We start from the raw sequence: 19,762 nt of genomic DNA, 5'->3' as shown, positions 1-19,762 counted from the left end.
AAAAATTTTTAAAGGCATAATATGGAATATTTAGTTTATCTTTTATTTACAGCTATATTTGTTTTAAGGTTATTTTTCTTAAAAATTTCAAAGCAAAATGAGATTATAATTTTACAAACTGGTGGCGTAGAATATGGCATAAAAAATACAAAATTTCTAACACTTGCGCATATTTTATTTTATGCTGGTTGTATTGTGGAGGTAGTAATAAATGGTCAAAAGTTTGATACGATTTCAGTGATTGGACTTGCGTTCGTGGTTTTTGCATTTTTGATGCTTTATTATATTGTAAATTTTTTACTAAAAGGTATTTGGACAGTTAAGCTAATGGTAGTTAAAAATCATAAATACAATCCGCACTGGCTTTTTAAGACAATCAGACATCCAAACTACTACTTAAACATAATCCCAGAGCTTATCGGACTTGCACTTCTTTGTCATGCGAAATTTACTTTTATTATCATTATGCCTATTTATTTGATAATTTTATCTGTGAGAATTAGACAAGAAGACAAGATTTTAAAAGAGATTATAATACCAAACAGTAAGTAAATGTACAGATAACTATAAATGCAAAAGGTATAAACCATGTATAACTCAACATTGATGTTGCTCGTAGTCGTGGCTGTTGGCTTTGCTCTTTATATGCAGATACAAAAAATGACGCAAAATATAGATGCTAATGAAGCTTTAAATGGGCAAAATTATGGAAATTTCACGGAGCAAGATGATAGCGAAAAATACAAAGCTTTTTGTGACAAGATAGATCAAAAAATAAGAGAACTTAGAGTGCTTTTGGATGATGAGCTGATAGAAGGTAAAAAAGATGGATTTTTAGAAAAACTTAGTCAGATAAGCAAAAAGCTAATCTTTGTACAAACTATGAACAACAACTCAAGCAAGGAAAAGTGGGAAAATGAGCTTTTTTTGTTACTTGTACAAATCGAAGAATCGATAAATTTTGGAGTAAAAGATGCGCAAAATGCCATAGAAAATATGCGAAATGATTTAAAGCAAAGCTTTGAAAATTTATAAAAGATAGAAAAATGATTAAAAATGTAATAAATTTTTATGTTGATGGTTTTAAAAACATGAAAATCGGAAAACGACTTTGGCTTATAATAGCCATAAAGCTACTTATAATGTTTGGTGTTTTAAAGGTATTTTTCTTTAATGAAACTTTAAATACAAAATTTGAAACAAATGAACAAAAGAGTGAGTTTGTGATAGAAAATATGACAAAAAAGTAACTTTTATGATATAAATATAAAAAGTTATAAAATTTTAATTTTTTATCTAAATACAATTTAAAGTATACTATAATACAACATTCAACAATATTTTTAAAGGAAAGTTATGGCTGAATTAGGTTCAGTAGATTGGTCTAGAGCGCAGTTTGCACTAACAGCACTTTATCACTTTTTGTTTGTTCCGCTTACGCTGGGACTAAGTTTTATTATAGCTATAATGGAAAGTATATATGTCAAAACTGGTAACCAACAGTGGCGAGATATTACAAAATTTTGGCTAAAGCTATTTGGTATTAACTTTGCTATCGGTGTTGCAACTGGTATCATTATGGAGTTTGAGTTTGGAACAAACTGGGCAAATTATAGCTGGTTTGTGGGTGATATATTCGGTGCGCCACTAGCTATAGAGGGTCTTCTTGCTTTCTTTTTGGAGAGTACATTTTTTGCTATTATGTTTTTTGGTTGGGATAAAGTTAGTAAGAAATTTCACCTTATCTCAACTTGGCTTGTTGCCATAGGCTCAAATCTTTCAGCACTTTGGATACTTATAGCAAATGGTTGGATGCAGTATCCAATAGGTATGAAATTTAACCCAGATACTGCTCGTATGGAGATGCAAAACTTTTTTGAGGTTGCTCTAAGTCCAGTGGGCATAATCAAATTTCTTCATACTGTTACAAGTGGCTATGTTATCTCTGCGCTGTTTGTTATAGGAATTTCAGCATGGTTTATACTAAAAGGTAGACACCTTGTAATGGCCAAAAAGTCAATCATAGTCGCAGCTAGTTTTGGTCTTATGACTTCTGTATTTTTGCTATTTAGTGGTGATGAGAGTGCATATCAAGTAACTAGGACTCAGCCTATGAAACTTGCTGCGATGGAGGGGCTTTATGAAGGCGATACAAGACAGGGTCTTGTAGCAATGGGCATCCTTGATCCAACAAAGGTTCCAGGCGATGGAAAAGATCCTTTTTTAGTTGATATAGAGCTTCCTTACTTGCTTTCGCTTCTTGGAAAGAGAGATATAAATGGCTTTATAGCAGGCATAGATGATCTTGCTTATGGAAATGAAAAGCATGGCATTGAGAGTGTAGCAAGCAAGATGGAAAAAGGAAAACTTGCTGTTGACGCGCTCAAGCAGTATAAAGAGGCTAAAAAGGCTGGTGATAGTGAAAAAATTGCACAATATGGAGAGATACTAGAGCAAAATATGAAATTTTTAGGGTATGGCTATCTTGAAAGACCAGAAGACGCTATCCCTCCAGTGGCGCTCACTTTTTATAGCTTTCATGTTATGGTAGCACTTGGTAGCTATTTTATAGCGCTATTTTTTATCGTTATTTATTTATGCATGGCAAACAATATTGAGAATTTTAGAAAGTTACTTTGGCTTTGTGTTTTTACTATACCTTTAGGTTATATAGCCGCAGAAGCTGGATGGATAGTTGCTGAAGTTGGACGGCAGCCGTGGGCGATACAAGACTTAATGACGGTTGGAGTAGGAGCAACAAATCTAGCAGATACAAATGTCAAAATTTCATTTATGTTATTTGCTGTACTATTTACGACACTTTTGATTGCCGAGGTTAAGATTATGCTAAAACAGATAAAGATAGGATTTGAAGAACATGCTTAGTTTGGAAATTTTACAAGTTTATTGGTGGTTTATAGTTAGTTTGCTTGGAGGGCTTTTGGTTTTCATGATGTTTGTTCAAGGCGGACAAACTCTTATGTTTTCGCTTGGAAAGAGTGAAATTCAAAGAGATATGATCATAAACTCAATAGGCAGAAAGTGGGAACTTACATTTACAACTCTTGTTATGTTTGGCGGGGCTTGTTTTGCGGCTTTTCCACTCTTTTATGCAACAAGCTTTGGTGGTGCATACTGGGTTTGGATGGCGATACTTTTTTGTTTTATATTACAGGCTGTTAGCTATGAATATAGAAAGAAGCCAGATAATTTTTTAGGACAAAAAACATATGAAATTTTTTTATTTATAAACGGCTCTGTTGGAGTTGTTCTTATAGGAATGGCTGTAAGCACATTTTTTTCTGGAAGCAACTTTGTGCTAAATGAGCAAAATTTTGTCGAATGGAAAAGTGCTTTGCGTGGTCTTGAAGCTTTATTTAACCCAGCTCTTTATCTGCTAGGCATAGCCATGTTTTTTCTTGCTCGCATTGGCGGGGCACTATATCTTATAAACAATATCGAAGATACAGAGCTTAGAGCAAATGCAAGAAAAGCCGTTTTGAAAAATACCATTGCATTTTTGCCATTTTTCTTAGGTTTTTTAGCTTGGATACTTACAAAAGACGGTTTTTCGTATGATCAAGATAGTGGTGTTATAAGTATGGTAGCTTATAAATATGCTTTAAATTTTATCCAAATGCCAGTTATCATCATAGCTGTTTTAGCTGGTGTTTTTCTTGTGCTTTTTGGAGTTTTTAAAGGTGCGTTTAGTAGCAGTATTTATGGTATTATACCTTTTGGTGTGGGTGTTGTACTTGTTGTAACTTCACTATTTTTAATCACAGGTTTAAACTGCACTGCATTTTATCCATCTTATGCCGACTTGCAAAGTTCCTTAACTATAAAAACAGCAAGCTCTAGCCACTATACACTAAATGTTATGATGTATGTTAGCTTTCTTGTTCCTGTTGTTTTAGGATATATATTTGTTGTTTGGCGCGCCATAGATAGTAAGAAAATCACACAAGATGAGATCAAAAATGATCATCACGCATATTAAGGAGTAAGAGATGGTTTCGGCATTAGTGTTTTTATTTTTATGGGTTCTTGCTCTTTACTTGGGTTATAAATTTGTATTTTTAAACATAAATCAAACCGAAAAATATCCTGAAAGATATTTTGACTTAGAAGAGAAAAAAGAGTAGAGTCTTGTGGCTAGTTTTTGCTAGCCACTTTTTTGTATTTTCGTAAAAATTACTTATTCTTGCTTTAAATTTTCAAGCCTTGCATTTTCTATATCAAGTTCTAGCTCTAAAACCTCTGGCATATTTTGTGTTGCCTTTTGTGAAAGCTGTTTAAATCGCCCTACTTTGCCATAAAGCCCTTGCTTTCCAGCCAAAGATATTACTGTTTGGTTGTATTGTTTTGTTGCAGTATTTAGCGTAGTGCCAAGTTTGTTTAAATTTTCTGCTACAGCGCAAATTTTATTATAAATTTCGCCAGCACTTTGGGCTATTGCAAGGGCTTCGGTATTTCCTTGTTCTATACGCCAAAGATTTGCTACGGTTCTAAGGATTGGCATTAGTGTTGTGTGTGAAACTAACACAACTTTTCTTTCATACCCATAGCCAAAAAGCGATCTATCGTACTTTAAAGCCTCGATATAGGCAGGCTCTATCGGTATAAACATCATCACAAAGTCTGGACTTTTAATCGCATTTATAGAGCTATAATCTTTCTTGCTAAGTTCGTCAATGTGTGCCTTTAATGATTTTGCATGCTCAGCTAAGCTTGCCATTAAAACGCTATCATCGCTTGTACTCACTGCTGTTTCGTAAGCAAGAAGAGAAACTTTACTGTCTATGATGATATGCCTATTATCTGGCATTTTAACGACAATATCTGGTATTAAGCGCTCACCACTCTCGCCCTTAAAGCTTTGCTGTGAAAAATAGTGTTCATCTTTTACTAATCCTGCCGCCTGCAAGCTTGCTTCAAGTTGAGCTTCGCCCCAGTTTCCAGCGACTTTATTGTTTCCTTTTAGGGCATTTGTGAGGTTTGTTGCCTCTTTTGACATACTTAAACTAACTTCAAGAACTCTTTTTAGTTCGTTTTGCAAATTTAGATTGCTCTCTTGGCTCTTATCATGTATCTCATTGCTTCGTTTTTGAAAGTTTAAAATTTGATCTTTTAGAGGATTTAACATCATCTCAATAGACTGCTTGTTCTCTTTACTAAAACTTTCGCTACGCTCTTTAAAAATTTTATTTGCTAAATTTTCAAACTCTACACCAAGACTTTTTTTGGTTAGTTCAAATGCCCTTTCTTGCTCTTCTTGACTTTTTGTTCGCTCATTTATTGTTGTTTTTAATTCAGAAATTTTAGTTTTTAACTCAGAAATTTCTGTTTCAAGAGCTGCATTTTCAATATTTTGTCGCTCGATTTTTTGGTTTAAAATTTCATTTTGAGCTCTATTTTCATTAAGTTTTTCGATGTTATTTTCAAGTTTTACTTTTTGTTCGATACTTAAGTTTTCAAACTTATTTAAACTTTTTATAATGTTTGATATATGCTTTGATTTATTAAGTATAATAGCTATAAAAACTATGCAAAGCAGACATAAAATTATCGTTATAATGTAAAAAATATAAAGTTCGTTCATGATATTTCTTTGTGTTAAAATGATAGAAATTTTAGCGAATTTGAGTTATTAAAGTCAAGAAGTGATTGGCAGCATATGGCTGCCAAAGTTTATTTTGAGTCTGCTTGGGCTTCGATTTGTATGCTAACTTTGTCAGATATAGTTAAGTTTGAGCTATCTTTGCCAATACCAAAGTCTTTTCTGTTTATATCTGCCTCTAAGTTAAAGCCTATCTTTTCGCCCTTGTCTGTTTTGTGAAAACCACCTAGCTCAAAGTCAAAAACAACTGGTTTTGTAGTGCCTCTTATCATAAGATCGCCGTGAATTTTACCTTCATTATCGCTTTCTTTGACATATTTTGTCATTTTAAAGCTAAGTTTCTCAAATTTATCAGCCTCAAAAAAGTCAGCACTTCTTAGATGATCATCGCGTTTTGTATTTTGGGTATTTATAGATTTTGCATCTATTGTGGCGTTAAATGCTTTTACTTCGTTGCTTGCTTTATCAAAGTCTATAGTAGCGTCAAATGAACCAAAATTCCCACGAACTTTTGATATGCTAAGGTGAGTAACTTTAAATGAAACATCAGTATGAACTTTGTCGATAGCATAAGGAGCGGCATTTGCTAAAGTAACTGCTAATATTAAAGAAAGTGAAATTTGTGTAAGTTTTTTCATTTTTTTCCTTTTTTAAGATTTTGAAAATTATATCTGTAAAATAAAAATGAAACGCAAATGTATTATAAATTTATCAAGCACCAAAATAGGTGCTCTAAATTTATTTACTTTGAAGCTCTTTAATAAGCTTGTTTAAGTCGCTAATAGACTTGATCTTAGCTGAGTCTATGGCGTATTTGCCGCCCACTACAAATGTTGGTACGCCTTGTAATTTTGCTACTTCATAGCTTTCTTGCCAAAGCTCAAATCGCTCTTTTACAAGTGGATTTTTAAGTGCATTTTCATACTCTTCAAGACTCATGCCAGCTGCATCAAGCGCAAATTTTAAAAATGCCGCTTTGTCGCTTTTGCCATCATTTGTTTGAAATTTCTCGCCTTTGTCGTGAGTAGCTTTATAGATAGCCATTTTCGCCTTTTTAAATTTTGACTTATCGCTAAAAATATCTACTCCAGCCTCTTCATCTTGCAAGAGTGTGACGATGAAAACATGGCTTGCGGTTTCGCCAAATGAGCCTTTGCTACTTAAATGAAATGGAGAGAACTTACCCTTTTCAAGCTCAGCTGCAACCTTTGGCGTGACACTTTTATCAAATTTGTAGCAATACTGACAAGCGTAACTAAAAATTTTAACCACTGAATCTTTCGCAACACTTAGTGGTTTTTCAAGTTTTATATAATCAACTCCCTCAGTATAAGCTCCTAAATTTAGCGCTGCAAAAAGAGTTGTAACGGCTAGAAATTTTGTCATTTTTTATCCTTTTAATTTATTTTTTATCTTGTAACATTTGAACCATTAAACAGCCTGTATTATCTTTTAACTCGCATGTTTTTGCAAGAAATTTTTTGCCATTTGCATTTATTATTTTGTTCTAAAAACATTGCGCCTACCTGCCGACAAGATGCGCCGTGATCTAGAAGATCGCAGTTGCGTTGCCAAATGACTTTTGCTTCATCAAATTTGCCCTCAATAAAACACCCTTGTGCAAATGTAAAATTCTCATCTAGGCTTGGCACTTTAGAAATTGGTTCTGCATACAAAAGTCCTACAAATGTCAAAAATGATAAAATTTTTAAAAATTTCATGATTTTTTAGCTAGTCTTATAAGTTTTGCCTGGGTTTTAAAATGCTCACCAAGCTCTACTGCTGGGTGTCCTGCATATTTTTTGCCACCTTCAAGGCTTTTGCTAACACCACCACGAGCAGCAACTTGGGCAAAATCGCCAATACTTAGATGTCCTCCTGTGCCACTTTGACCGCCCATTACGACATTTCGTCCAAGCTTTGTTGAGCCTGCTAGTCCAGTTTGTGATACTATAAGGCATCCTTGACCCATTTGGCAGTTGTGTCCTATCTGAACGAGATTATCAATCTTGGTAAATTTTGCTACGATAGTGCTTTCAAATACGCCGCGATCTATAGTTGTGCATGCGCCAATTTCGACAAAATCCTCTAAAACAACATTTCCATTATGATAAATTTTTATGTGCTCGCCAGTGGCTGTGTGGGCATAGCCAAAGCCGTCGGAGCCGATAACACAGTTTGCGAGCAAGTGACACTCATCGCCTATAACACAGTCGTTGTAGATGACCACATTTGGATGGATGATGCAGTTTTTACCGATAACGACATTATCTCCGATAAAGGCTCCCGCCATTACGATGGTATTTTCGCCTATGCTGGCATTTGAGCCGATATAAACATTTGGCATTATCTTTGCGCTTTGTGCTATACTTGCTGGTTTTGGCTCGGTAAATAGCGGCTTTGCGTAGTCTTTGCTAAGTATGGCAAATGCGAGATGTGGATTTTGACATACTACCGCGGTAATCCCATCTGGAACGAGCGATACCATATCTTTTGTAACTAGTATCGCGCCTGCGTTTGAGGTTGGTATAAATTTAGCATTTTTTTCACTATCGCAGTAGCTAAGCTGTGCTTTGTTTGCATTTTGAAGTGAATTTAATGCGAAAATTTCGATATCCTCACCTATAAAATTTGCCCCTGTTTTTTGTGCTATTTCACTTATTTTCATATTACAGATCCATTAAAACTGAGCCACCACGGACTATATCAACTGGATTAAATTTTTTAATCGCCTTTAAGAAATTTTCAACCCTGCTTGTATCATCGCAAACCATTACGATTATGTAGTTTTCGTTTGTGTTTGCAACATTGCCGTTATAGGCTTTTAGTATCGCATCAAGCCCTGAAAAATTTTCACTGAGTGGAATTTTTACAAGCGCCATCTCTTTTTCGACAAAGTCCCCACTTTCAATAACCTTATATGTTGGGATAAGCTTGTGAAGCTGTTTTACTATCTGCTCTAAAACCCTCTCATCACCGCTCGTTACGATAGAAAGGCGTGAGAATTTGCTCTCAGGGATGGGTGCGACTGTAAGGGTGTCGATATTATACCCTCGTCCTGCAAAAAGCCCTGAAATGCGAGCCAAAACACCGTCTTCGTTTAAAACTATTACAGATATTACTCTTCTCATCTTTGACCCTTATCATCAAGTATCATATTATATATCGCAGCGCCCGCTGGAACCATCGGAAGGACATTTTCAAAGCGGTCTATCGCTACATCTAGCAAGGCTGGCTTGCCACTTGCTACGGCATCCTTTAAAGCCTTTTCAAACTCCTCTTTTGTTTTTACTCTATAGCCCACTCCACCAAGACTTTGAGCCAGCTGGATGAAATCAGGCTGAAAGCTTAGGTCTGTGTTTGAGTAGCGACTCTCGTAAAAAAATGTCTGCCACTGGCGCACCATGCCAAGGAAGTTGTTGTTTAAGATGATATTTATGACAGGTTTTTGACTTATGGCGCTTACTATGAGCTCTTGGATATTCATAAGTATCGAGCCATCGCCTGTGAAATTTACCACGACCTTATCGCTCTTTGCCCACTTTGCGCCTATGGCTGCGGGTAGCCCATATCCCATAGTGCCCTGCCCGCCACTACTTACTAGAGTGCGTGGCTCGTTAAATGGATAAAACTGCGCCACCCACATCTGATGCTGTCCGACATCTGTTGAGATGATGGCATTATCCCCTAAAATTTCAGCCGTTTTTTTAATGACCCATTGCGGTTTTAAAACCTCGTTGCTGTCGGTAAATTTAAGTGGATAAAGTGAGTTATAGCGAGCTAAAATTTCACGCCAAGGACGAAATCTCTCAGGATCATAGCTCAGTCTCTCTCTAAGTTCGCTCACTACATTTTTTACATCGCCTACGATCGGAAAGTGTGCATTTACGATCTTTGATATTGAGCTTGGGTCAATGTCGATGTGGATTATCTTTGCGTGTTTGGCAAATTCACTAAGCTTGCCTGTGATGCGATCGTCAAATCTCGCTCCAAGTGCGATAAGAAGATCAGACTCGCTTAATGCCATATTTGCTGCGTAGCTTCCATGCATGCCCGCCATGCCTAAATTTAGCTCATCATCACTTCTTAAAACTCCAAGCCCCATCAGCGTTGAGATCGCTGGGATGCCACTCTTTTTGGCAAATTCGCGCAAAATTTCACTTGCGCCACTTGCTATCGCGCCACCGCCGATGTATAGTAGTGGTCGCTGTGAGCTTTCGATCGTTTCGGCTGCCTTTTTTATCTGTCTTGCGTTGCCTTTGTAGGTTGGCTTGTAAGTTTCTATACTTATCTCTTTTGGATATTCAAATTTGCCAGTCGCAGCGGTTATATCTTTTGGAATATCGATATGAACGGGTCCTGGGCGACCTGTACGAGCGATATAAAACGCCTCTTTTAGTATCCTTGGAAGCTCTTCTATATTTTTGACCAAGTAGTTGTGCTTCACACATGAGCGTGAAATTCCTACTGCATCGATCTCTTGAAAGGCGTCTGTGCCTATTAAAGATGTTGCGACTTGTCCGCTTATAAGCACAAGCGGTATGCTATCTGAATACGCCGTCGCAAGCCCAGTAACAGCGTTTGTAAAGCCAGGTCCTGATGTAACAAAAGCCACACCTACTTCGCCACTAGCGCGCGCATAGCCATCGGCTGCATGGACGGCTGCTTGTTCGTGGCGAGTTAGAACATGCGTGAAATAGTTTTGTTTGTAAGTTTCATCATAGATGTTTAACGCAGCACCGCCAGGATAGCCAAATACAACTTTTACACCCTCTTCTTTGAGTGCTTCGCTTATCATTTGTGAGCCGTTTAACTCTTTCATAAAGTGCCTTTTTTGAAATTTATAAGCTAGATTATATCTTTAAAATTTTAAAGTTATGCTAAAATGGCTATTTTAGTTATTAATAAAGGATATTTTTGCTACTTTATGCACATGTGCCGTTTTGTGAGAGTAAATGCCCATACTGCGCCTTTGGCTCGGTTGTTGGGCGAGATAAAATGGCTAAAAATTATTTTGATGCGATGATCATTGATTTTAAATATCAGGCGCAAAAATTTGCCATGAAAAAAGAAGAAATTTCAACACTTTTTATAGGTGGTGGAACTCCAAGTGCTGTAAATGCAGAACTCTATGAAAAACTTTTTGATGAAATTTCACCGTTTTTGGCAAAAGATGCCGAGATCACATCTGAGGCAAATCCAAACTCCGCCACACTTAAGTGGCTAATTAAAATGCGAAAATTTGGCGTAAATCGCATAAGCTTTGGCGCACAAAGCTTTTTTGAAGATAAGCTTAAATTTCTTGGTCGCACACATAGCGCAAGGCAAATTTACAAAGCCGTTGAAATGGCGAAAATTTCAGGGTTTGACAACATAAACATTGATTTAATCTATGGTACAAAACTAGATAACAAAAAGCGCCTTACCGAAGAGATAGAAAATGTAAAAAATTTAGAAATTTTACATCTTAGCGCATACTCTTTAACTCTTGAGCCAAAAACACCATTTTATAAAAAAAATGAGTATAAAAAAGATAGTCCAACACTAGCTAAATTTCTAATCAATCAGATTGAAAGTATCGGCCTAAAGCAGTATGAAATTTCAAATTTTGGGCAAGTTTGCAGGCATAATCTTGGCTATTGGCAAGCCCAAAATTATATCGGAATTGGAGCGTATGCGATCGGATTTTTGGATGACTACAGAGTTTATTCACCTGAAAATTTGGATGAGTATCTAAAAGATCCGTGCGCTAAAAAATTTGAGCATTTATCAAGTGATGAGATGAAGCTTGAACGGCTATTTTTGGGCTTTAGAAGCATTGTTGGAGTTGCGGCAAGTGAGCTTAGCAAGGAGCAGATTGCTAGAGCTAACATTTTAAAACAAGCAAAAAAACTAGATTTTAAAGATGGCAGATACTATGCGAGAAATTTTTTACTAGCTGATGAGCTTGCGCTTTTTGTCGCAAACTAGCCGAAATTTATCAAATTTTGAGCTAAATATAGTTAAAATGGCTAGTTTAATTTAATTTTAGGAACAAAAATGTTTGGTATGAGCCTTCCTGAGATACTTATCATTGCAGTTATTGCTGTATTGGTGCTTGGTCCTGACAAACTTCCAGATGCTATGGTTAGTATCGCAAAATTTTTCAAAACTCTTAAAAAAGGTATAAATGATGCCAAGGCGACATTTGATCAAGAGGTAAAGATCGCAGAGCTTAAAGAGGATGCAAAAAAATACAAAGATAGCATCACTCAAGCGACCGAAGGCGTGCGAAAAAAGCTTACATTTGAAGAGCTTGACGAGATCAAAAAAGGTGTCAGTAACGCAACTAGTGGCATAAATGACGCAGTAAATAGTGTTAAAAAAAGCGTAGAAGCAGTCAAAGATCCAGTAGGTGCAGCAAAAGATGCAGTTTTAAGCGAGAAAAAAGGCGACGCACAAGATGTGCAAACCCAGATAAAATCAGCCCAAAACGCTGAAATTCCTGAGAAAAAAGAGGCATAATGTTTGAAGAATTAAAACCTCATTTAGTTGAACTTCGTAAAAGACTAGGCATAAGCGTTGCAAGCGTTATCGTTGCATTTGTTGTTTGTTTTAGCTTTTGGAACCCGATATTAGCGTGGATGACTGAGCCACTAAAGGCTGTTTTGCCAGAAAACTCAAGCATTATCTTTACATCTGTGCAAGAGCCATTTTTTACTGCGATGAAGGTGGCGTTTTTTGCTGGACTTGTAGTGGCTTTGCCTATCATCTTTTGGCAGTTTTGGCTTTTTGTCGCGCCGGGACTTTACGAAAATGAGAAAAAATATGTCATACCATTTGTCCTAGCCGCAACGATAATGTTTTTGTGCGGAGCTAGTTTTTGTTACTTTGTAGTGATACCACTTGGATTTAACTTTTTGGTAAATTTTGGTGGTCAGCTTTTTACGGCGCTTCCTAGTATCGGCGAATATGTAGGCTTTTTTACAAAGCTTCTTATAGCTTTTGGTATAGCTTTTGAGATGCCAGTTATAACATTTTTCTTGGCAAAACTTGGTATGGTAAATGCTAGCCAACTTAAGGGTTTTTTCAGATACGGAGTTGTTATCATATTTATATTTTCAGCGATTGTAACGCCACCAGATGTTTTAAGCCAGTTTTTAATGGCAGTTCCTATGATGTTGCTTTATGGACTTTCTATATACATAGCAAGCGTCACAAATCCTGAAAAACCAGATGATGAAACTAACGAGCAAGACGAGGCGCAATGAGCGATATAAACGCGCTTTCAGCGTATGATTACGAGCTACCGCAAGAGCTTATAGCAAGCTCTCCTGTGATGCCAAAAGAGCATGCAAGACTGCTTGTTTATGAGCGTGCTAGCGGTAAAATTTTACACCTTACTTTTGGCGATTTGGCTAGTGTTATCCCTAAAAAAACAGCGATCATTTTTAACGATACAAAGGTTATAAAGGCGCGATTATTTGGCAAAAAGCAAAGTGGCGGGGCGATAGAGCTTTTGCTAAATCAACCACTAGAAGATGGGAAATTTAGTTGCTATATCCGTGGTAAAGTTAGTGTAGGTCAAAGGCTGGAGTTTCAAAACTGCATTGAAGCAGAAATTTTAGAGCTTTTTAATGATGGTTTGCGAGTTGTAAAATTTTATAAAAATGATGCCTTGCTTGGCGCAAACACTCTATTTTGCGAGCTTGAAAAGATCGGACATGTGCCACTTCCACCATATATAAAGCGTGCTGACAAGAAGCAAGATGAGAGCTGGTATCAAAGCATATTTGCGAGTAAGGCAGGCGCGGTTGCTGCCCCAACGGCAAGCCTTCATTTTAGTGATGAGATGATGAGTGAAATTTCGGCAAATTTTAAAACTGCATACATCACGCTACATGTGGGCGCAGGCACTTTTAAGGGTGTTGAGTGTGAGGATATAAGACAGCATGTGATGCACGGCGAGTTTTACAGTATTAGCGATGAAGCAGTTGATCTGATAAACTCAGACACTGCACTACTTGGGGTCGGAACAACCAGTACAAGATGTGTTGAAAATTTTGCTAGAAATGGTGTAAAAAGCGGTATTTGCGAGCTGTTTTTAAATCCAAACAACCGCCCTATCCGCCAAAATTATCTACTTACAAATTTTCATCTTCCGCGTTCAACACTTATAATGCTAGTGGCAAGCTTTATCGGACTTGAAAAGACTATGCAAATTTACGAAACTGCCGTAAAAGAGCGATATCGCTTTTACTCTTATGGTGATGGGATGCTTATAATATGAAGCAAATAGACTTTGTTGAGCGGCTAAATTTTTTACTTGAGACACTTTATTATGATGCTTTAGATGGCAAAAATAGAATCATCTTTGAGTATGATCCTAGTTATCCACGAGTTTTTGCTATTGATTCAAACAATGTCTTAAAAACTATGGAGTGGATAGCTAAAGCTTACTTGTTAGGCACTAGTGAGGCAAATATTAATATAAATTTTAAACTAACAAACTACAACGCAGATACCGTATTCTTTTCTGTTTTTTTTAGTGTAGATAAAGATGTAAAACTAGACGAATTATCAATACAAAAAGCAAACAAATTTGCAGCTACTGCAAAGGCAAAAATTTTAATTACAAATAATAATCAAATAGTACTTTACACCAGTGCCACACTTGATCGTGAGATAAAGTCTAAAAATATAAGTTTAAAAAGCAATGTGATAAAGTCTTATTATGCTATTGCGGCGTACGAGGATAATCTTGGCTTTGAAATTTTGCGTAATATACTTAAAGTCATTGGTGTTAAAATCGGCTCAAAAAGTGATTTTGTGACATTTAAAAAACATATAAAAGATAGTATCTATATGCCTTCGGTTGTTTTTGTAAGCATGGATTATTTTAAAACCGAGCAAGATTTGGATGAACTTTTAGAGATTCAAAAACTAAAAGGCTACGGTATAGTTGTTGTCTGCCATAAGCAAAGCAAATTTGAAGCAAAATTTAAAGAGCATGCCATCATACTTAGAGAGCCATATACATATGACGCTATAGTGGCTGCGTTAAATTATTGCTACACAAAGAGCTTAAAAAGATAAATTTACTTATCGCTTTTTTCTATCTTGACTAGCTCTATATTTATAAGTCTCGCGTCGCCTTTATAAATTTTAAGATGTGCGATAGCTTCAAACTCACTATCCCTTAGTTGCTCTTCAAGTTCAAGTGCTTTATTTTTTGGCTGAAAGTATTTCTCCACTCCAAAACTTGATAAGTAGTCGTATTTACCACTTATATATATACCGTCTTTGGGTTTTTCTAAGCTTATTTTACTTGTTTTATAAAGCTCTCCATCTTTTTCTAAGATAGCATAAATTTCATATATTTTATTGCTATAACTTTCACTGACATTTACATCCATTTGATTAAAATCATAACTTAAATGAACATAATTTCCGCGGAAAAAATCACGCGGGTCATACCCTTGCGCCTTTATAAAAACATCATCGCCAAGCCATATGGGCATATACGCATAAAAAAACATCCCAACAAGTAGGATTGGCTGAACTAAAAAAATTAAAAAACTAAATTTTTTCATGTTTTTTTCTCATTTTCGTTATGATCAGTATGCTAATGGCAAAGGCTAAAAATAGCAAGCTTGTACCTATGTAATCGCCTATTAATCGCATGTACTGGACGATAGATACATAAAAAATAAGCCCAACACCTTTAAACACAAAGTCATTTTTAATAAGTAAAATTCCAGTGCTTACGATAAAAATTGAAAGTAGTATCGTAGCATTTATATGTGCAAGTAAAAATGGCAACAAAATGACAAAAATGCTTACAGCTATTAAAATTTTATCCTTAAAATAAAATCCCACACCAAGTGAAGCTAGAGAAAATATAGCAAATATATTGCCAAAGTTATTATTTAACTGACTAAAAATTTCATTGAAATTTAAATAAAACTCAGTACTTTCAGCAAAGCTAGCAAATGTAAAATAAAAAAGCATTAAGGCAAAGAAGCTATATCCAGCGATAGTGCTAAGATAGTTTGCATTTTCGTACTGCGAAAATTTGTTTAAAAAATGACTTAAGCTAAACATTAAAAGAGTATAGGAAAGGGTTGAAAATATCGACGCATACATAAAAATTTCAAAAGCTTCATAATTACCAAAGATATAGCAGCTAAGGCTTATAAATATACCAAAAACCAGCAGTCTTGAGCTATCTTTTAAAGCAAGCCAAATCCCCCCAAGCAAAAAGATAAGATAAAAATTTATACTAACTCCGACTTGCATTAAACTACTTAAAATCCAAATCGCACTAGCAATCAGCCCAACACCCATGACTAGCGACTTTTGCGAGCCTAGTCCAACTATAAAAGTGCCAACCACCCAAAGTAAAACGCCATTTGAAAGGTTTTTATCAAGATTATAAATTTGCGCAATGAGTGTTATACTAATACCAAAGGTAAGGCTAGCAAGGACTAAGAGTGCGCTACCATAGCCATCTTTGCCGTTTTTTAGATTATAAAATCCAGCGAAATTTAACACAGTCGTAAGAGCGATTAGTATAAATGTCCGAATATCTGGCGCTATATCTTCCCAGTTTGCCCCAACAAGTGTTAAAAGTGAACAACCAAAAAAGAAGTAAGCGACGATACGAAGTATAGAGTTGCTCTCATTCGCATTTGTGGCAATGTCTATATCATACTTTGCAGCTATCGCTGTAGCCGTTTTTGTATCCACAAGCCCGTCATTTTGCCACTTTACAAGCTCTTTGGCTAAGAAATTTTTATGAAAAAAATGCAAATTTCACCCTTGTTTAAAGTAAAAATCGCATAAGTTTAGCCAAGCTTAGCTTAAATTTTATTTTAAGCTGTAGTAATTGCTGCTTTTACAAGCTCTGAAAATTTTACCCCTTTTGTTCCTGAAATTTTATCACAAAATAGCTTTATATCCTTTGATTTTCCACGAAGCACAAATGTATCAAGGCAGTTTTGTGGATCAATGTTTACATGAGTGATGCACATAATTTTTACCTTTGTTTGATGTTCTAAATTTAGGATTTTATTTACTATCTCATTTTGTTCATGTAAGTAAATTATACTCATAACGCCGATAAGTTCACTAGTTGATGTCTCCCAGCTATCTTTAATGATCTTCTCTCGTATAAGATCACGGGTAAGTTCGCTGCGCGATGCATAGCCTTGTTGTTCGATCTTTGCATCAAGTTCTTGCAAGAGCGATTTTGGCAGTGATACACTAAATCTTATAATATCATCCACAAAAGACTCCTTTCGTTATTTTGTCATTTAAAAATTTACTATATCTTAACTAAAAAAAAGATTAATAAAGTAAATAAAAAACTAAAACAAATTTTTATTTTTAAAGCATTTAGGCTACATAGTGTAGCCTAAAAAAACTATTTAGCAGTAATTACTATCTCACTCTCATTTGCATTAACTAAAATTTCATCTTTGGCTTCAAGTTCGTCGCGCAGTATCATCTCAGCCAGCCTGTCTTCGACTAGCTCATAAAGCGCACGGCGAAGCGGACGCGCGCCATACACTGGGTCAAATCCAGCCCTAGCTATAAATTTCGCCGCATCATCGCTTAAACTAGCCTTTATATCGCGCTCGGCTAGGCGTTTTGCAAGCTCGTTAAACATTATATGCACGATATTTACAAGCTCGTCTTGGCTTAGCGGATTAAAGATAATCGTATCATCAAGGCGGTTTAAAAACTCTGGTTTAAAGTAGTTTTTAAGCTCGTTTTTAACGGCATTTTCACGCTCATCTCCGCTTAGCTCCATAATAAAATTTGACGCGATATTTGATGTCAAAATAATAATGGTATTTTTAAAATCAACCGTAACACCCTTATTATCAGTAGCTCTGCCGTCATCCAAAATCCCAAGCAAGATATTAAAAACATCTTTATGAGCTTTTTCTATCTCGTCAAACAAGATCACGCTGTAAGGTCTGCGACGAACGGCTTCCGTTAGCTGTCCACCATCTTCAAAACCTACATATCCTGGAGGTGCGCCAAGTAGCCGTGAAACGCTATGCTTTTCCATGTATTCGCTCATATCAAAGCGTATGAGTGCGCGCTCATCATCAAATAAAAATTTCGCTAGAGCCTTGGCTGATTGCGTTTTGCCAACGCCAGTTGGTCCTAAAAACAAAAATGAGCCGATCGGTCGCGCACCCTCGTTTAGCCCTGCCTTATTGCGCTTTATCGCTCTTGATAAAGCGTGTAGTGCGGCGTCCTGACCGACTACGCTATTTTGCAGATACTGCTTGATATTTAGGTATTTTTCCCTTTCGCTGGCTAGCATTTTGCTTACTGAAATTCCTGTCCATTTGCTTAAAATTTCAGCCACAAGCTCATCATCGACTTGGTTTTTAAGCAAGACACCATTTTTTTTCATCTCCTCCCACTTTTGGCGAAGTTCGTTTTGAGAATTTGTAACTTCTAAAATTTTACCATACTCAATCTCAGCAGCTCTTTGAAAGTCCCCATTTCTGCGAGCTATCTCAGCTTCACTTTTTAGCGAATCAACCTGTTTTGTGGCATTTGAGATACCATCAAAGACAGCTTTTTCGTTTTCAAATTTTACATCAAGCTTTTGTTTTTCTTCATTTAAATTTGCTATTTCTTGCTCGATTTGCTCTAGCCTTTGATCGTTTTTATCACTCTCTTCCATCTTTAAAGCCGCTTTTTCGACCTCAAGAGTTGAAATTTCGCGCTTTATTTTTGCAAGCTCAAACGGCTCGCTTTCTATCTGCATTTTAAGCTCAGCCGCAGCTTCATCTATAAGATCTATAGCCTTATCTGGCAAAAAGCGGTTTGAGATGTAGCGATCGCTTAGCTTTGCCGAGGCCACGAGCGCGTTATCTGTGATAGTTACGCCATGATGGACTTCAAGGCGCTCTTTTATGCCTCTTAAAATTTGCAATGCCTCATTTACGCTTGGCTCGCGCACATCGATAGGCTGAAATCTGCGTTGTAAAGCTGCGTCTTTTTCAAAATATTTGCGGTATTCTTTAAGGGTCGTAGCGCCAACAGCGTGAAGCTCTCCGCGGGCAAGTGCTGGCTTTAGGATGTTTGCCGCGTCCATACTGCCTTCGCTCGCGCCAGCTCCAACTATAGTGTGAATTTCATCGATAAAAAGTATGATATTGCCAGCCTTTTTGACCTCGTCTATGACTGCTTTTAAGCGATCTTCAAACTCACCACGATACTTTGCTCCAGCTATGAGCGCGCTCATATCAAGAGCGATAACTCGCTTGTTTGCAAGGCTAGTTGGCACATCTTTTGCTATTATTTTTTGCGCTAGACCTTCAACGATAGCTGTTTTGCCAACTCCTGGCTCACCAAGTAAGATCGGGTTGTTTTTGCTTTTTCTTATTAAAATTTGCATCATTCTAGTTATCTCATCATCGCGACCAATCACTGGATCTAGCTCGCCAGAAGTGGCTTTTGCTGTTAGATCTATGCCAAATTTAGCTAAGCTATCAAGCGTTTCATCACTTGTTTGGCTATCTATCTTACGCCCTGCACGCATTGCTTCAAGCGTTTTTTTAATTTCTAAAATGTCTGTAAATTTTGAAAGAATTGCTTTTATGGGCTCAGTATTTAAATTTGCGATTAGCCAAGTATCAACAGCTATAAAGCTATCTCCAAGGCTAGTCATTAATGCTTGTGCATTTTCAAGCGAAAACATAGTATCTTTAGAAATTTTTAAGCTCTCTTTTGTAACATTTGAACTGGTTGGTAGATTTTTAATATTTGATTGAATTTCTAGCACTAAGGCTTCCTTAGTGACATTATTTTTATTAAAAACCTGATTAAGTATAGAGTTGCTATCTGTTGTTAAACCCCATAAAATATGAAGAGGCATCATCTCTTGATTTTTAGCATGGAGTGCTAAACTAGCCGCATTTTCAAGACTTTGTGTCATCTGAGCTGTAAGCTTTTGAAGTATATTTGCCATTTTTCATCCTTTATATTTTTTATAATGATGATATTATACAACTTTAGTCTATTAATGTCAAGTTTATTAAAAAAACTAATTTATATCTATTGATGAATTTAAATTTATAGTTATAAAATTTGAAAATTTATCCTATTTTTAGGCAAAAGCTACTAAAATATACA

The 19,762-nt window shown here is 36.3% G+C and carries 22 protein-coding genes; 11 read left to right on the top strand and 11 right to left on the bottom strand.

What is annotated here, in order from left to right:
* Positions 1-21: 21 nt before the first annotated feature.
* The 6 genes from U5B17_RS03800 (at position 22) to U5B17_RS03775 (ending at position 4,145) form a co-directional block, all read left to right on the top strand.
* Positions 22-552, top strand: a complete 531-nt coding sequence (locus U5B17_RS03800) for an isoprenylcysteine carboxyl methyltransferase family protein (protein WP_430804044.1) — start codon at positions 22-24, stop codon at positions 550-552.
* 36 nt (positions 553-588) lie between these two features.
* The gene (locus U5B17_RS03795; RefSeq protein WP_430804043.1) at positions 589-1,035 is read left to right on the top strand and encodes a hypothetical protein; all 447 of its coding nucleotides are present in this window, start codon (positions 589-591) and stop codon (positions 1,033-1,035) included.
* An 11-nt stretch (positions 1,036-1,046) separates the two neighbouring features.
* Positions 1,047-1,250, top strand: coding sequence for a DUF4492 domain-containing protein (locus U5B17_RS03790; RefSeq protein ID WP_430804042.1), 204 nt, complete (start codon positions 1,047-1,049; stop codon positions 1,248-1,250).
* Between the two features lie 106 nt (positions 1,251-1,356).
* A complete protein-coding gene (locus U5B17_RS03785) occupies positions 1,357-2,886 on the top strand; it encodes a cytochrome ubiquinol oxidase subunit I (protein ID WP_430804041.1) in 1,530 nt (509 codons plus the stop codon).
* Complete coding sequence (locus U5B17_RS03780; RefSeq protein ID WP_430804268.1) at positions 2,879-4,000, top strand: cytochrome d ubiquinol oxidase subunit II; 1,122 nt, start codon at positions 2,879-2,881, stop codon at positions 3,998-4,000. The genes U5B17_RS03785 and U5B17_RS03780 overlap by 8 nt, the downstream gene beginning before the upstream one ends.
* A 10-nt stretch (positions 4,001-4,010) precedes the next feature.
* Positions 4,011-4,145 carry a hypothetical protein gene (locus tag U5B17_RS03775; protein WP_268250082.1) on the top strand — a complete coding sequence of 45 codons (135 nt, stop codon included), beginning with the start codon at positions 4,011-4,013 and terminating at the stop codon, positions 4,143-4,145.
* Positions 4,146-4,198: 53 nt separating this feature from the next.
* On the opposite strand, the gene U5B17_RS03770 is transcribed toward U5B17_RS03775, so the two are convergent.
* From U5B17_RS03770 to U5B17_RS03740, 7 genes are all read right to left on the bottom strand, one after another.
* Positions 4,199-5,602 carry a DNA recombination protein RmuC gene (locus U5B17_RS03770; protein WP_430804040.1) on the bottom strand — a complete coding sequence of 468 codons (1,404 nt, stop codon included), beginning with the start codon at positions 5,600-5,602 and terminating at the stop codon, positions 4,199-4,201.
* 89 nt (positions 5,603-5,691) lie between these two features.
* Positions 5,692-6,258 (bottom strand): YceI family protein, encoded by a 567-nt coding sequence (locus U5B17_RS03765; RefSeq protein WP_430804039.1) that lies wholly within the window; start codon positions 6,256-6,258, stop codon positions 5,692-5,694.
* 100 nt (positions 6,259-6,358) lie between these two features.
* Positions 6,359-7,006, bottom strand: coding sequence for a thiol:disulfide interchange protein DsbA/DsbL (locus tag U5B17_RS03760; protein WP_430804038.1), 648 nt, complete (start codon positions 7,004-7,006; stop codon positions 6,359-6,361).
* Positions 7,007-7,065: 59 nt separating this feature from the next.
* Entirely contained in the window at positions 7,066-7,341 is a 276-nt protein-coding gene (locus U5B17_RS03755) for a hypothetical protein (RefSeq protein WP_430804037.1), read from the bottom strand.
* The gene (gene lpxD / locus U5B17_RS03750) at positions 7,338-8,288 is read right to left on the bottom strand and encodes a UDP-3-O-(3-hydroxymyristoyl)glucosamine N-acyltransferase (RefSeq protein ID WP_430804036.1); all 951 of its coding nucleotides are present in this window, start codon (positions 8,286-8,288) and stop codon (positions 7,338-7,340) included. The genes U5B17_RS03755 and lpxD overlap by 4 nt, the downstream gene beginning before the upstream one ends.
* A gap of 1 nt (position 8,289) precedes the next feature.
* Positions 8,290-8,751, bottom strand: coding sequence for an acetolactate synthase small subunit (gene ilvN / locus U5B17_RS03745; RefSeq protein ID WP_430804035.1), 462 nt, complete (start codon positions 8,749-8,751; stop codon positions 8,290-8,292).
* On the bottom strand, positions 8,748-10,442 hold the full coding sequence (locus tag U5B17_RS03740) for an acetolactate synthase large subunit (RefSeq protein ID WP_430804034.1): 1,695 nt from the start codon (positions 10,440-10,442) through the stop codon (positions 8,748-8,750). Before U5B17_RS03740 ends, ilvN begins: the two co-directional genes overlap by 4 nt.
* A gap of 95 nt (positions 10,443-10,537) precedes the next feature.
* On the opposite strand from U5B17_RS03740, the gene hemW reads away from it, so the two are divergent.
* The 5 genes from hemW (at position 10,538) to U5B17_RS03715 (ending at position 14,695) form a co-directional block, all read left to right on the top strand.
* Positions 10,538-11,590: a radical SAM family heme chaperone HemW gene (gene hemW / locus U5B17_RS03735; protein WP_430804033.1), complete on the top strand. Its 1,053-nt coding sequence runs from the start codon at positions 10,538-10,540 to the stop codon at positions 11,588-11,590.
* A gap of 69 nt (positions 11,591-11,659) precedes the next feature.
* Positions 11,660-12,124, top strand: coding sequence for a Sec-independent protein translocase protein TatB (gene tatB / locus U5B17_RS03730; RefSeq protein ID WP_430804032.1), 465 nt, complete (start codon positions 11,660-11,662; stop codon positions 12,122-12,124).
* On the top strand, positions 12,124-12,870 hold the full coding sequence (gene tatC, locus U5B17_RS03725; RefSeq protein WP_430804031.1) for a twin-arginine translocase subunit TatC: 747 nt from the start codon (positions 12,124-12,126) through the stop codon (positions 12,868-12,870). Before tatB ends, tatC begins: the two co-directional genes overlap by 1 nt.
* Entirely contained in the window at positions 12,867-13,889 is a 1,023-nt protein-coding gene (gene queA / locus U5B17_RS03720) for a tRNA preQ1(34) S-adenosylmethionine ribosyltransferase-isomerase QueA (protein WP_430804030.1), read from the top strand. Before tatC ends, queA begins: the two co-directional genes overlap by 4 nt.
* Positions 13,886-14,695: a hypothetical protein gene (locus U5B17_RS03715; protein ID WP_430804029.1), complete on the top strand. Its 810-nt coding sequence runs from the start codon at positions 13,886-13,888 to the stop codon at positions 14,693-14,695. Before queA ends, U5B17_RS03715 begins: the two co-directional genes overlap by 4 nt.
* A 2-nt stretch (positions 14,696-14,697) precedes the next feature.
* Here the strand turns inward: U5B17_RS03715 and U5B17_RS03710 are convergent, their stop codons facing one another.
* From U5B17_RS03710 to U5B17_RS03695, 4 genes are all read right to left on the bottom strand, one after another.
* Entirely contained in the window at positions 14,698-15,192 is a 495-nt protein-coding gene (locus U5B17_RS03710) for a GDYXXLXY domain-containing protein (protein WP_430804028.1), read from the bottom strand.
* On the bottom strand, positions 15,179-16,411 hold the full coding sequence (locus tag U5B17_RS03705; protein WP_430804027.1) for a DUF2157 domain-containing protein: 1,233 nt from the start codon (positions 16,409-16,411) through the stop codon (positions 15,179-15,181). Before U5B17_RS03705 ends, U5B17_RS03710 begins: the two co-directional genes overlap by 14 nt.
* 62 nt (positions 16,412-16,473) lie before the next feature.
* Positions 16,474-16,887 (bottom strand): nickel-responsive transcriptional regulator NikR, encoded by a 414-nt coding sequence (gene nikR / locus U5B17_RS03700; protein ID WP_430804026.1) that lies wholly within the window; start codon positions 16,885-16,887, stop codon positions 16,474-16,476.
* Positions 16,888-17,024: 137 nt separating this feature from the next.
* Positions 17,025-19,598 carry an ATP-dependent Clp protease ATP-binding subunit gene (locus tag U5B17_RS03695; protein ID WP_430804025.1) on the bottom strand — a complete coding sequence of 858 codons (2,574 nt, stop codon included), beginning with the start codon at positions 19,596-19,598 and terminating at the stop codon, positions 17,025-17,027.
* Positions 19,599-19,762: the final 164 nt, after the last annotated feature.

Origin of the sequence: Campylobacter australis (assembly GCF_050586305.1) — a bacterium.
GTDB lineage: Bacteria > Campylobacterota > Campylobacteria > Campylobacterales > Campylobacteraceae > Campylobacter_A.
The sequence above is the reverse complement of the archived record's forward strand: the minus strand, read 5'-3'. Positions and strand labels throughout refer to the sequence as shown.